At 48.4% G+C, this 13,156-nt stretch carries 12 protein-coding genes, 1 other RNA gene and 1 other annotated feature (1 of these 14 running past the window's edge); of the genes, 12 read left to right on the top strand and 1 reads right to left on the bottom strand.

What is annotated here, in order from left to right; all coding sequences use genetic code 11:
• The first annotated feature begins 1 nt into the window (after window position 1).
• The 3 genes from aspS (at window position 2) to MHH76_RS14670 (ending at window position 2,963) form a co-directional block, all read left to right on the top strand.
• A complete protein-coding gene (aspS, locus tag MHH76_RS14680; RefSeq protein WP_020452406.1) occupies window positions 2-1,780 on the top strand; it encodes an aspartate--tRNA ligase in 1,779 nt (592 codons plus the stop codon).
• A 68-nt stretch (window positions 1,781-1,848) separates the two neighbouring features.
• Window positions 1,849-2,045: non-coding RNA, 6S RNA (gene ssrS / locus MHH76_RS14675), on the top strand.
• 153 nt (window positions 2,046-2,198) lie between these two features.
• Window positions 2,199-2,963 carry a tRNA threonylcarbamoyladenosine dehydratase gene (locus MHH76_RS14670; protein WP_025811059.1) on the top strand — a complete coding sequence of 255 codons (765 nt, stop codon included), beginning with the start codon at window positions 2,199-2,201 and terminating at the stop codon, window positions 2,961-2,963.
• Window positions 2,964-3,109: 146 nt separating this feature from the next.
• Here MHH76_RS14670 and MHH76_RS14665 read toward each other — a convergent pair whose 3' ends face one another.
• Window positions 3,110-4,375 (bottom strand): replication-associated recombination protein A, encoded by a 1,266-nt coding sequence (locus MHH76_RS14665; protein ID WP_023855383.1) that lies wholly within the window; start codon window positions 4,373-4,375, stop codon window positions 3,110-3,112.
• Window positions 4,376-4,881: 506 nt separating this feature from the next.
• On the opposite strand from MHH76_RS14665, the gene cymR reads away from it, so the two are divergent.
• The 9 genes from cymR (at window position 4,882) to MHH76_RS14620 (ending at window position 12,928) form a co-directional block, all read left to right on the top strand.
• Window positions 4,882-5,298 carry a cysteine metabolism transcriptional regulator CymR gene (gene cymR, locus MHH76_RS14660; RefSeq protein WP_023855382.1) on the top strand — a complete coding sequence of 139 codons (417 nt, stop codon included), beginning with the start codon at window positions 4,882-4,884 and terminating at the stop codon, window positions 5,296-5,298.
• Window positions 5,299-5,318: 20 nt separating this feature from the next.
• Window positions 5,319-6,458 carry a cysteine desulfurase family protein gene (locus MHH76_RS14655; RefSeq protein ID WP_025811060.1) on the top strand — a complete coding sequence of 380 codons (1,140 nt, stop codon included), beginning with the start codon at window positions 5,319-5,321 and terminating at the stop codon, window positions 6,456-6,458.
• 105 nt (window positions 6,459-6,563) lie between these two features.
• On the top strand, window positions 6,564-7,682 hold the full coding sequence (gene mnmA, locus MHH76_RS14650; protein ID WP_025811061.1) for a tRNA 2-thiouridine(34) synthase MnmA: 1,119 nt from the start codon (window positions 6,564-6,566) through the stop codon (window positions 7,680-7,682).
• Window positions 7,683-7,776: 94 nt separating this feature from the next.
• Complete coding sequence (locus tag MHH76_RS14645) at window positions 7,777-8,427, top strand: tetratricopeptide repeat protein (protein ID WP_025811062.1); 651 nt, start codon at window positions 7,777-7,779, stop codon at window positions 8,425-8,427.
• Window positions 8,428-8,478: 51 nt separating this feature from the next.
• Window positions 8,479-10,875, top strand: a complete 2,397-nt coding sequence (locus MHH76_RS14640; RefSeq protein WP_025811063.1) for an ATP-dependent RecD-like DNA helicase — start codon at window positions 8,479-8,481, stop codon at window positions 10,873-10,875.
• Between the two features lie 88 nt (window positions 10,876-10,963).
• A complete protein-coding gene (locus tag MHH76_RS14635) occupies window positions 10,964-11,428 on the top strand; it encodes a PRC-barrel domain-containing protein (RefSeq protein ID WP_023855377.1) in 465 nt (154 codons plus the stop codon).
• A 15-nt stretch (window positions 11,429-11,443) separates the two neighbouring features.
• Entirely contained in the window at window positions 11,444-11,635 is a 192-nt protein-coding gene (locus tag MHH76_RS14630) for a hypothetical protein (RefSeq protein ID WP_016885531.1), read from the top strand.
• 15 nt (window positions 11,636-11,650) lie between these two features.
• On the top strand, window positions 11,651-11,782 hold the full coding sequence (locus MHH76_RS14625; RefSeq protein WP_003183926.1) for a YrzQ family protein: 132 nt from the start codon (window positions 11,651-11,653) through the stop codon (window positions 11,780-11,782).
• A gap of 87 nt (window positions 11,783-11,869) precedes the next feature.
• Window positions 11,870-12,928, top strand: coding sequence for an AI-2E family transporter (locus tag MHH76_RS14620; RefSeq protein ID WP_023855376.1), 1,059 nt, complete (start codon window positions 11,870-11,872; stop codon window positions 12,926-12,928).
• A gap of 60 nt (window positions 12,929-12,988) precedes the next feature.
• Window positions 12,989-13,156 (top strand) — a binding site (T-box leader) (it continues 50 nt past the right edge of the window).

Below are 13,156 nucleotides of genomic sequence, written 5' to 3'. Positions count from 1 at the left end.
TTTGTTTGGACGAACATATTATTGTGGCGAAATAACGGAGAAGGCGATCGGAGAATCCATCGTTTTAAAAGGATGGGTTCAAAAAAGACGCGATCTCGGAGGCTTGATTTTTATTGACTTGAGAGACCGCACCGGCATTGTGCAGGTTGTATTTAACCCCGACGTTTCCAAAGACGCCCTTGAAACAGCTGAAAGCATCCGCAGCGAATATGTGCTTGACATTACAGGAAAAGTCGTTGCCCGTGAAGAAGCAACAGTCAATCCGAACTTGAAAACCGGAAGAATCGAAATCCAGGCGGAATCGGTCAATGTGCTGAGTGCGGCCAAAACGCCGCCTTTTGCGATCAGCGACCAGGCTTCAGAAGTGTCTGAAGACATCAGGTTGAAGCACCGCTATCTCGACTTGCGCCGTCCGGAGATGTTCAACACCTTAAAAATGCGGCATAATGTTACAAAAGCCGTCCGCAGCTTCCTTGACGACAACGGCTTTATCGATATTGAAACACCAGTGTTGACAAAAAAAACGCCTGAAGGAGCGCGCGACTATCTCGTACCGAGCCGCGTCCATGAAGGCGAATTTTACGCGCTGCCGCAGTCTCCGCAGCTTTTCAAGCAGCTGTTGATGGTATCCGGCTTTGACCGCTATTATCAAATCGCCCGCTGCTTCAGGGACGAAGATTTACGCGCCGACCGCCAGCCGGAATTTACGCAGATCGATATCGAAATGTCATTTATGAGCCAAGAAGACATCATGAAGCTCGCTGAAGAAATGATGGCGAAAGTCATGCTCGAAACGCACGGTGTGGACATTTCTCTGCCGCTGCCGAGAATGTCATATCAGGATGCGATGAACCTTTACGGATCCGACAAACCGGATACCCGCTTTGACATGCTGTTGACCGATGTATCAGAAAGCGTAAAGGATTCCGATTTTAAAGTGTTTGCGTCAGCTGTGGCAAACGGAGGCGCGGTTAAAGCGATAAACGTTAAAGGCGCTGCATCTAAATATTCGCGGAAAGACATTGACGCACTCGGCGAATTCGCCGCAAACTACGGGGCGAAAGGGCTGGCATGGCTGAAAGCTGAAGCGGACGGACTGAAAGGTCCGATTGCGAAGTTCTTCCAGGACGAAAAACAGCAGGCGCTCATTGAAGCGCTTGACGCCAAGGAAGGGGACCTCATCCTCTTTGTCGCAGACCGGCTGGAAGTCGCCAATGACGCGCTCGGCGCGCTGCGCTTAAAGCTCGGAAAAGAATTGAATCTGATCGATGAAAGCTTGTTCAACTTTTTATGGGTCGTTGATTGGCCGCTTCTTGAGTATGATTCAGAAGAAGGACGTTTCTATGCGGCGCACCACCCGTTCACGATGCCTGTCCGGGAAGACCTTGATCTGGTCGACACGAATCCGGAAGACATGAAAGCGCAAGCCTATGATCTTGTCTTAAACGGCTATGAGCTGGGCGGCGGATCGATCCGTATTTTTGAAAAAGATGTTCAGGAGAAAATGTTTGCGCTTTTGGGCTTATCTGAGGAAGAGACGAAAGAGCAGTTCGGCTTCCTGCTTGAAGCATTTGAATACGGGGCTCCCCCGCACGGCGGAATCGCGCTCGGCCTTGACCGGCTTGTAATGCTGCTCAGCGGCCGCACCAACCTGAGAGATACGATCGCATTCCCGAAAACGGCAAGCGCAAGCTGTCTGTTGATGGAAGCACCTAGCGAAGTGGACAGCGCCCAGCTCGATGAGCTGCACCTGTCAATCAACCGCAAAGTTCGACAGTAAATTGTAAAATATACGGCTGTACATCCCATTGAAAATCAAAGGGACGTATGATATCATTTTTAACAAATAAAGTCCTGATGTGTTTGTTGTACACCTAGTTTTGACCGAACATTTTTTTACTTGGGAGTTCGACGTTTCCAAATGGAGCAAATGCCTCTTATCACTCGTGTGCTCAAGAGGACTTGCAAAGTTTGGAACAGAACACCCACCTGCCGAGAGCGGGATCAAAACGAAGGAATACGACAACGGCACAATCGGGACTTTTTTTGTGCTTGAAAGGCCTATTTCGGCCATACATAGGATAATCTATGAGGCGAAGCGAAAAAATATGACGGGAAAATGAAATAGACCGCTTGTTTAATCACCCGATTATGATAAGATACTATCGGTAACTGTTAATAAAGATGGAGTGAGATTCTTGTTACATCAGTTTTCACGCAATGAATTAGCGATTGGAAAAGAAGGTTTAAATATTTTAAAAAACAGCACGGTCGCCGTTTTAGGCGTCGGCGGGGTCGGCTCTTTCGCCGCGGAAGCGCTCGCCCGTTCTGGTGTCGGCAGAATCGTGATGGTCGATAAAGACGATGTTGACATCACCAATGTCAACCGTCAGCTGCCGGCTTTACTTTCAACGGTAGGACAGCCGAAAGTTGACTTAATGAAAGCGAGAATCGCCGATATTAATCCTGAGTGTGATGTCATCGCTTTAAAAATGTTCTATACCGAAGAGACGTATGAACAGTTTTTTGCTTATGAACCGGATTATGTAATCGACGCGTCAGACACGATTCATTATAAAATTCACTTAATGAAAGAGTGCCTGAAGCGGGACATCAACATCATTTCAAGCATGGGAGCGGCCAATAAAACAGATCCGACAAGGTTCCAAGTGGCCGATATTTCAAAAACCCACACCGATCCGATTGCAAAAGTCATCCGGACGAGGCTTCGCAAGGAAGGCATTACGAAAGGCATTAAAGTCGTCTTTTCTGACGAAAGCCCGATCGTGATCCGCGAAGACGTACGCCAAATCGTCGGAAATGACGAAGCGAAAATTCGCAAAGCGCAGATGCCGCCGTCTTCGAATGCTTTTGTTCCGTCAGTCGCAGGCTTGATCATGGGCGGCCATGTGATCATGGAGCTTTTGAAAGATATCCCGATCAAAAGGGTGAAAGATAAGTAATACAAAAATGACGGCAACGGTGCTGTCGTTTAAGATTGTTGACAAAATCCCAAAACTAAAAGCCGTTTTGGGATTTTGTCATCCTTTAAAGCTCAGTGTAAGAATAAACAGCCTGTTCCCCATATGAAAAGGGAACAGGCTGTTTATTATTTTTGTTTCATCAGCTTGTCATATACTTGTTTCAGCGCAAGCTCAAATTTTCCTGTCTGCTTCGGCTGATAGTAAACTTTGTTTTTCAGCGGATCAGGCAGGTACTGCTGTTTGACCCAGCCGTTCTCGTAATTGTGCGGATATTTGTATTCGACGCCTCTGCCAAGCTCTGCGGCTCCTTTATAATGGGCGTCTTTTAAATGGTTCGGCACATCGCCGATCTTTCCGGAGCGGACGTCTGACAGCGCTTCGTCAACCGCAAGGATCGCCGAGTTCGATTTAGGAGACAGGCAAAGCTCGATCACGGCGTTGGCGAGCGGAATCCTTGCCTCCGGAAATCCGATTCGTTCCGCCGTTTGAATAGCTTGAAGCGTTCTTCCTCCAGCCTGCGGACTCGCCAGGCCGATATCTTCATAGGCGATAACAAGCAGCCTCCGTGCAAGGCTTTCCAAATCCCCCGCTTCAATGAGCCTTGCCAGATAATGAAGTGCCGCATTGACATCAGAGCCTCTGATCGATTTTTGGAAAGCGGAAATGACATCATAATGCGCGTCTCCATCTTTGTCGTGGACAAAGCTTTTTTTCTGCAGGCATTCTTCTGCGATTTCCAATGTAATGCGGATGGTTCCTTCGCTGTTTTCCTTTGTGGACAATACGGCAAGCTCGAGCGCATTCAAAGCGGAGCGGACATCGCCGCCGCAGCCGCGGGCCATATGGTCAAGGGCTTCATCGTCGAGAGCAACATCATACGAACCGAGGCCTCTGTGTTCATCCTCAAGTGCCCGTTTAATGGCCGCTTTGATTTGTTCAGAGTCCAATGGCTGCAGCTCGAAAATCTGCGTTCTGCTTCTGATCGCCGGATTGATCGCATGGTACGGGTTGGCTGTCGTCGCCCCGATCATAATAATCATGCCGTTTTCCAAATACGGAAGGAGAAAGTCCTGCTTGCCTTTGTCAAGCCGGTGCACTTCATCAAGGATTAAGATGACCTGCCCCGACATTTTGGCTTCGGCGGCAACGGCTTCCATGTCCTTTTTATTATTGATGACAGCGTTCAGTTTTCGGAAAGCGATGCTTGTGCTGCCGGCAATCGCCGTGGCGATCGACGTTTTGCCGATGCCCGGGGGGCCGTACAGAATCATCGATGAGAGGTGTTTGGCCTGCACCATCCGATGAATGATCTTTCCTTCTCCGACCAGATGATCCTGGCCGAGAACCTCTTCGATTTTTGTAGGGCGCATTCGAAATGCGAGTGGTTTCATGATTGATCTCTCCCGAATGTATTCTTTTTATAGAGTAACGGAAAAAAGACGATTAGAAAAGAAATGAATATGGCAAGCTGAATATAGGGCCGAAAATGAAAGTTTATATAAAGTGTGCTATAATAACCTGTAATCTATCAGAAGGGCAAGGCTGGAACCTTGCCTTAACCGAGTTTTTAATATATAACAGATGCTTAAAAACCAACAGCCGGCTTGCACCGGTAATTTCATTTGGAGAACGGCTTATGCCTTGTTAGGATGTTACGGGCGCCTCCTGCGTCCGAATGGGACTCGGCTGCGTGCTTTTTCCTCCTTCGAGGAACGCCGAGTGCTTCGTCTTGGTGAGAAAGGAGACTCGGCTAAAGGCTTTCGCGTCCTGCGAGGAACGCCGAGTAGCTTTGTCCTGGTGAGAAAGGAGACTCGGCTAAGAGCTTTCGCGTCCTGCGAAAAACGCCGAGTACCTTCGTCCTGAAGGCATGATTTATTATAGGTTAGAGGTGTTTATTTTGAAAATATCAACTAAAGGCAGATACGGGCTGACGATTATGATTGAGCTTGCTAAAAAGCATGGGGAAGGCCCGACTTCTTTGAAAAGTATTGCTCAGACAAACGATTTATCGGAACATTATTTGGAACAGCTTGTTTCACCTTTGCGGAACGCAGGGCTTGTGAAAAGCATCCGCGGCGCGTACGGCGGCTATATTCTGGGTGACGAGCCTGAGGCGATTACGGCGGGCGATATCATTCGCGTTCTGGAAGGACCGATCAGCCCGGTGGAAGTACTTGAAAATGAGGAGCCGGCAAAGCGCGAGCTGTGGATCAAGATTCGCGACGCTGTCAAGGAAGTGCTGGACTCCACGACGCTTGAAGACTTGGCCAGCTATACAGAGGGCGAGCAAGAAGCGTATATGTTTTACATTTAAGATTGAGGTGTAATGTTAGGATGGAACGGATTTACTTAGACCATGCAGCGACTTCTCCGACTGACCCACGGGTAGTGGAAAAAATGCTGCCTTACTTAACGGAAAACTTCGGAAACCCTTCAAGCATTCATTCCTTTGGGAGGGAGAGCCGAAAATGGCTTGACGGCACGAGGGAGATGATCGCTCGGGAAATCGGAGCGCATCCCAATGAAATCGTTTTTACGAGCGGGGGAACCGAAGCCGACAATATGGCGATTCTCGGAACCGCGCTGGCGAGAGAGCAGCAGGGCCGCCACATCATCACGACAAAAGTCGAGCACCACGCCGTTCTGCATACGTGCAACAGGCTTGAAGAAATGGGATTTGACGTCACATATCTTGATGTCGACGAAAGCGGAAGAATCTCCGCCGAGCAGGTGAAAGACGCGCTGCGGGACGATACCATCCTGGTGACGGTAATGTATGGAAACAATGAAGTGGGAACGATTCAGCCGATAGATGAGATCGGCGATCTGCTAAAAGACCATCGGGCGCTGTTTCATACAGATGCGGTACAAGCCTTCGGATTTTTGCCGATTGATGTGCAAAAAAGCCGCATCGATATGATGTCAGTCTCCGGACATAAACTGAACGGGCCGAAGGGGACAGGCTTCTTATACGTCAACGAAAACGTGAAGCTCAGCCAGCTGCTTTTCGGAGGAGAGCAGGAACGCAAACGCCGGGCGGGAACGGAAAATGTCCCGGGAATCGCGGGACTCGGTGAAGCCGTTTTGCTGTCAGGTCAGGAAAGAGAAGAAAAATCGGCGCTTTACCGCCGGTTTAAAGACATCGTCATTCGTACGCTGAAAGCAGATGGCGTCTCCTTCGATGTGAACGGCAGCAGAGAGCACAGCCTGCCGCATATTTTAAATCTGTATTTTCCGGGAGTATCTGTTGAATCGCTGCTCGTTAATCTCGATATGGCGGGAATTGCAGTATCGAGCGGATCGGCGTGCACGGCCGGATCTGTGCTTCCGTCTCATGTTCTCTCCGCCATGTTTGGCGAGGAAGATGACCGGCTGACGTCATCCATACGGATCAGCTTCGGCTTTGGCAATACAGAGGAGCAGGTGGAGCGGGCCGCGAAAGAACTTGCGGCAATTGTTCAGCGCCTGTCATAAGTGCCGGGAAGCGACGCTCCGAGCTAAAGATTCGCATCTTGCCCGAAAATGATGATATGATCTGAAAGGACAAGTTTTTGAATTGATTTATTGGAGTTGATGAAAATGACGAAGCGGCCTGAAGATACACGGGTGGTCGTCGGAATGTCCGGAGGCGTTGATTCCTCTGTGGCGGCTTTGCTTTTGAAAGAGCAGGGCTATGATGTCATCGGAATTTTTATGAAAAACTGGGATGACACAGATGAGAACGGTTTTTGCACAGCGACGGAAGATTACGAAGATGTTATAAAGGTATGTAATCAAATCGGAATTCCGTACTATGCGGTAAATTTTGAAAAGCAGTATTGGGAAAAGGTTTTTCAATATTTCCTTGATGAATATAAAGCGGGCAGAACGCCGAACCCGGATGTGATGTGCAACAAAGAGATTAAATTTAAAGCCTTTTTGGAGCACGCTTTGTCGCTTGGAGCCGATTATTTGGCCACCGGCCACTATGCGCGGGTCAACCGTACGGACGGACGTGTTAAAATGCTCAGAGGGCTGGACGAAAATAAAGATCAGACCTATTTTCTTAACCAGCTGACAGAAGAGCAGTTAAGCAAAGTGCTGTTTCCGATCGGCGAGCTTCAAAAAAGCCGCGTCAGGGAAATCGCAAAAGAAGCGGGGCTTGCGACAGCTTCCAAAAAAGACAGCACAGGCATCTGCTTTATCGGAGAACGGAACTTCAAAACGTTTCTCAGCCAGTACCTTCCAGCACAGCCGGGAGATATGCGGACGATGGAAGGCGAATTCAAAGGCCGCCACGACGGTTTAATGTACTATACGATCGGACAAAGGCACGGCCTCGGCATCGGCGGAAGCGGAGACCCTTGGTTCGTCGTCGGTAAAGACCTTGAAAAAAACATCTTGTATGTTGACCAAGGATTCGACAATCCGCTTCTTTTCTCCGATAAGATCACGGCGACAAACGTAAGCTTTGTGCATGACGGCGTCTTCGGCGGTGAAGAAGAGCTCAACTGCACGGCCAAATTCCGCTATCGCCAAGCCGATCACGAAGTCACTGTCAGAATGACCGGGACAGATGAAGCAGAGGTCGTCTTTAAAGAGCCGGTCCGCGCCGTTACGCCGGGACAAGCGGTTGTCTTTTACAGAGGTGAAGAATGCCTAGGCGGCGGAACGATTGATGATGTGTTTAAAGACGGACAACAACTTTGGTATGTATAAAACCGGGGCTCTGGATAACACCCCGGAGCTTCTCGAACGGCTGCCGGCAATGTCGGCGGCCTTTTTAAAATAGTTCGTGAAAGGGAGAGGGCTTTTGGATTACAATCAAATTGGAATAGATGCTATGCAAAAAGGCGACTTTGAAAAAGCCGCAGAAGCCTTTACAAAGGCAATTGATGAAAACAGCGGCGATCCGGTGCCTTATATCAACTTTGCCAATCTGCTTTCGGCAGTCGGGGAACTGGACAGGGCGCTTAAGTTTTACGACCGGGCGGCTGCTTTGGACGAGAAAGCGGGAGCAGCTTATTATGGAGCCGGGAATGTCTATGTCATGAAAGAACGGTATCAAGAAGCGAAGGACATGTTTGAAAAAGCGCATCGGACGGGCATGGAAAACAGCGACTTATATTATATGCTCGGGACGACGCTTGTGAAGCTTGAGCAGCCGAAGCTCGCGATGCCGTATTTGCAAAGGGCCGCTGAGCTGAACGATACGGATGTCGAAGCCCGTTTTCAATACGCGATGTGCCTTGCCAATGAAGGGATGCTGGACGAAGCGATCACGGAGTTTTCAAATGTAACAGAGCGCGATCCGTCCCATGCAGATGCTTTTTATAATTTAGGCGTTGCCTATGCGTTTAAGGAAGATCGGGAAACCGCGCTTGCCATGCTGAACAAGGCGCTGGACATTCAGCCGGACCATATGCTCAGCATTCGCGCCAAGCAGCTTTTGGAAGAAGCTTGATTGATCAAGAGCCGTCATGACGGATTTTGAATGGAGAGGGGGAGAACAGTGATGCAGCGCCATAACCCGGACCAAATTGAAATGGAAGAAGCTTCATTTGTAAAAGGAATGGTTGCGGCTGTCATTTATCATAATGAAACAAACCTGTATACCGTATTAAAGGTAAAAGTGGAAGAAACATCGGAGTCTTTTGAAGACAAAACCGTTTCTGTCACGGGTTACTTTCCTTTGATCCATGAAGACGATATCTACACTTTTTACGGAAAAACCGCCTCCCATCCGAAATTTGGCCTGCAATTTCAAGCGGATCATTTTAAAAAAGAAGTGCCGACAACAAAAGAAGGCGTGATCCAATACTTGGCCAGCGATTTATTTGAAGGAATCGGCAAAAAAACGGCCGAGGAAATTGTTAATAAGCTTGGGGAAGGTGCGATCAACAAAATTTTAAGCGACGGCGCCGTCCTGTATGATGTTCCGAAGCTCTCCAAAAAAAAGGCGGATAAGCTTGCCGCTGCCCTGCAGCAGCATCAGGGGCTCGAACAGATTATGATCTCCTTGAGCGAATTCGGCTTCGGCCCCCAGCTGTCCATGAAAATTTATCAGGCGTATGAAGCGGAAACGCTTGATAAAATCCGCGAAAATCCGTACCAGCTTGTCAAGGATGTCGAAGGAATCGGCTTTATCAAGGCGGACGAACTGGGCGGCAGAATGGGGATCTCAGGCAAACATGAAGAGCGGATCAAGGCGGCGATTTTATACACGGTTGAAGCGACATGCCTTCAAGAAGGGCATACATACATAGACACGAGACAGCTCATCATCGAGACGCAAAAACTGTTAAACCAGTCTGCAGGTGATGAAAAAGTAACCGAGATGGATGTGGCGGACGCGATCATTTCTTTAGGGGAGCAAAAAGAGCTGTTCATTGAAGATGAAAGGTGTTATTATCCGTCCCTTTACTACGCTGAACAAAGCTTTGCCAAAAGGGTGCAGAAAATCGCCGGACAGACCGAATACGATGACCAGTTTCCCGAATCGGAATTCCTGCTCGCTTTAGGGGAGCTTGAAGAACGGATGAAAGTGCAGTACGCGCCAAGTCAAAAAGAAGCGATTCAAAAAGCGCTGATGTCGCCGATGCTGCTTTTGACAGGCGGACCGGGAACCGGGAAAACGACCGTCATTAGGGGAATCGTCGAGTTGTACAGCGAGCTGCACGGCTTAAGCTTAAATCCGGCTGATTACAAAAAGGATGAAACGTTTCCGTTTGTGCTCGCAGCACCGACCGGCCGGGCCGCTAAGCGGATGAGCGAGTCGACCGGGTTGCCGGCCGTAACGATTCACAGGCTTCTCGGCTGGAATGGAGCCGAAGGATTTACGCACGATGAAGACAATCCGATTGACGGACGGCTGCTCATCATTGATGAAACGAGCATGCTTGATATATGGCTCGCCAACCAATTGTTCAAGGCGATTCCCGACCGGATTCAGGTCATCATGGTCGGAGATGAAGACCAGCTTCCGTCCGTCGGTCCCGGACAGGTGCTGAGGGATCTTTTGGCATCGAATGTCATTCCTTCTGTCAGATTAACCGATATTTACAGGCAGGCTGAAGGCTCTTCCATCGTTGAACTGGCGCATGAAATGAAACAAGGAAAGCTTCCTGAAAACTTGACCGCGCCGACAAAAGACCGTTCTTTCATTCGCTGCCGCCAGCAGCAGATTAAAGAAGTCGTCGAAAAAGTCGTCAAAAACGCGCTGCAAAAAGGGTATTCGGCCAGGGATATTCAGATTTTGGCTCCGATGTACAGGGGAGCAGCCGGTATCAACGAGTTAAACGCGCTTTTGCAGGGCATCCTGAATCCCCCGAAGCCGAAAGGCAGGGAAATGAAGTACGGCGATGTCGTGTACCGTACCGGGGATAAAGTGCTTCAGCTCGTCAACCAGCCGGAACACAACGTGTTTAACGGTGATATGGGTGAGATCGTCTCGATTTTTTATGCAAAAGAAAATACGGAAAAAGAAGATATGGCCGTCGTCTCTTTCGACGGGAATGAAATCACCTTTACAAAAAAAGATTTTAACCAATTTACGCACGCCTATTGCTGTTCAATCCACAAATCGCAGGGCAGCGAATTTCCGATCGTCATCCTTCCGGTCGTCAAAAGCTATTACCGCATGCTGAGAAGGAACTTGCTTTACACGGCCATCACAAGAAGCAAGAAATTCCTGATTTTGTGCGGGGAAGAAGAGGCCCTTGAATGGGGCGTGAAAAATAAGGAATCATCGGAAAGGCAGACATCGCTTAAAAGAAGGCTTCAGCAGGCGGCGCATGAAGAGGATGAAGAGCTCATGGCGCTGCAAAAAGAGCTGCCTTTTAGCGTCTATGACGCCAATATCGGGATGGAAGGCATTACACCTTTTGATTTTATGGAAAAGGAAGCAGAATAAGTGTTTTTCATGGAATCCATTTCATCGTATGAGTCGCGTCGCAACAGCAGATCATAAGAATGTTCGTAAAAAGGTGGTTGATCACACTTTGAGAACATGCAATGAGCTGGAAGGACTCAATGTTTACGACAGACAATCTTCTCTCCCGCTTGGGGTGGTAACAGATATCTGTTTTTCCAATGAAGGGACATGTCTCGGATTGATTATGGAAGAGAAGCGGCGCTTTTACAATCCCCGTTCGCTTCTTCCGCTTCCCGCTGTCACCGAAATCGGACGTGACAGCGTATATGTTGATTTCACCGAATTCAAGCCGATGCAAATTCCGAAGCAGAGTCTTTCTTATGACCAGATGAAACAAAAAATGGTCAAAAACGGAGCAGGAGATACGCTGGGCATGCTGGAAGATGTATACTTTTCTTCCGACACGGGCATAATCGTAGCATATGAACTATCAGACGGTTTTTTTGCCGATTTGTCAGGCGACAAAAAGCAGATTCACTCATCTGGGGAACCGCTTGAAGTAGGCAGAAGCACAATCGTCTTGAACGAATAAGAGGTGTGTGTTCAAATGCTCGTTTGCCCGAATTGCAAAAGCAAAAACATCGGCAAAATCGGTGTAAATCAATATTACTGCTGGGGATGCTTTATTGAGCTGACCCTTTCAAAAGGAAAAATTTCGACTCATCAAGTCGAAGAGGACGGAACATTGAGCAGCCTGGACGATCTGTTTTCAGATGACGAACGAACGATTAACCTTTGAATGGAGGTTAGAAAGTTGAATCGTACAATGACTTCTCTCATTTCTTTAGGAGCCGGGGCTTTGATGTACTACATGGCGTCTCAGAACGATATGATGAACAAGCGAAACATGAGAAAGCTGAGAAGACGCGTCATGAAAATGTTTTAAGCAGAAGGGATACCTTTAAAAGGGTGTCCCTTTTTTCTTCGGGAATAATTACAAGCAGAAATCAAAAGCTAACAAGGGGTGAAAAAAATGCTGAAAAAACCGCTGCAGCTTTTAATGTGGGTCTCGATCTTCATGCTTTTGCTATTAACCGTCTATATCTTTTTGCAGCTGAGAATGATTTGGGAGCCTGTCTGCGTGCTGCTGAAGTCGATTCTGATTCCGCTTGTAATTGCGGTTTTTATCACCTATCTGCTTTTGCCTGTCGTTGAAAAGATACACCGGGCCGGCGTGCCGAGAACATTGAGTATTTTGCTGATTTATGTTCTGTTTTTTGCCGGTCTCGGCTACGCCTTTTACAAAGGGGTGCCGATCCTCATTAAACAGCTGACAGAGCTATCAGAGGGAATTCCGTTTCTTGCCGCATCTTACGAAAGCATGCTGGATCAGCTGCATCATCATACAGACGGCTGGCCCGACGGCATGCACGACAGGATCGACAGGTTCGTCAATCAGACGGAGGAATTCGTAGCAAGCTGGGTGGAACGGACGATCAGAAGCATCCGGTTCGTTTTTGATTATATGCTCGTGGCGGCGATTATTCCTTTTTTAGTATTCTACATGGTGAAAGATATTGATACGATGAAGAAGGCGGTATGGTATTTGACGCCTTCTTCATGGAGGGCGAGAGGCAGCGAATTCATCCGCGATGTCGATGATTCTCTTGGAGACTACATCAGAGGCCAGCTTTTTGTCTGTCTTGTCATCGGCTTGGGAGCGAGCCTGTCATTTTGGTTTTTTGACCTGCCCTATCCGCTGATCCTCGGCCTTGTCATCGGCGCGACAAATGTCATCCCGTATTTCGGTCCCGTCATCGGCGCGATTCCCGCCGTTATGGTAGCTGCCGCTTTATCGACGAGGCTCGTTTTCGTGGTGATCATTACGATTTTGGTGCTGCAGTTTATCGAAGGCAATATTCTCGGCCCTCTTGTCGTCGGGAAAAGCCTGCATATGCATCCCGTCGTCATTATGCTTGGATTGCTGGCGGGCGGGGAGCTTGCCGGCATCATCGGCATGATTCTGGCTGTGCCTGTCATGGCCGTTATCAAAGTGATGCTCGTCCATTTTTTAGCGGCAAGAAAAGCGTGAGCGGCAGAAGTTTGACATAACGGCTTCCGTTGTCTATAATTTCGAAATAGACATACATACGTATCTCGATTGACGGATCCGAGTATACTGAAGCCCTGTTTTATAGAGAGAAGCTCCATTGCGGTGAAAGAGCTTTAACAGAAGATCAGTAGAAGCTAATCCTGAGTGCAGGCGAAAACCTGCCGTCTTCATCCGGCGTTATTCGGATATCAAGGTGATGGGCGTTTT

This window comes from Bacillus sp. FSL L8-0193 (assembly GCF_037976065.1).
GTDB lineage: Bacteria > Bacillota > Bacilli > Bacillales > Bacillaceae > Bacillus > Bacillus paralicheniformis.
The sequence above is the reverse complement of the archived record's forward strand: the minus strand, read 5'-3'. Positions and strand labels throughout refer to the sequence as shown.

Excerpts from the sequence above, each read along its gene's own strand:
- MHH76_RS14665 (WP_023855383.1), bottom strand. The coding sequence starts at position 4,375 with ATGAAACCACTCGCATTTCGAATGCGCCCTACAAAAATCGAAGAGGTT.
- MHH76_RS14655 (WP_025811060.1), top strand. The coding sequence starts at position 5,319 with ATGGAACGGATTTACTTAGACCATGCAGCGACTTCTCCGACTGACCCA.
- mnmA (WP_025811061.1), top strand. The coding sequence starts at position 6,564 with ATGACGAAGCGGCCTGAAGATACACGGGTGGTCGTCGGAATGTCCGGA.
- MHH76_RS14640 (WP_025811063.1), top strand. The coding sequence starts at position 8,479 with ATGCAGCGCCATAACCCGGACCAAATTGAAATGGAAGAAGCTTCATTT.
- MHH76_RS14630 (WP_016885531.1), top strand. The coding sequence starts at position 11,444 with ATGCTCGTTTGCCCGAATTGCAAAAGCAAAAACATCGGCAAAATCGGT.
- MHH76_RS14620 (WP_023855376.1), top strand. The coding sequence starts at position 11,870 with ATGCTGAAAAAACCGCTGCAGCTTTTAATGTGGGTCTCGATCTTCATG.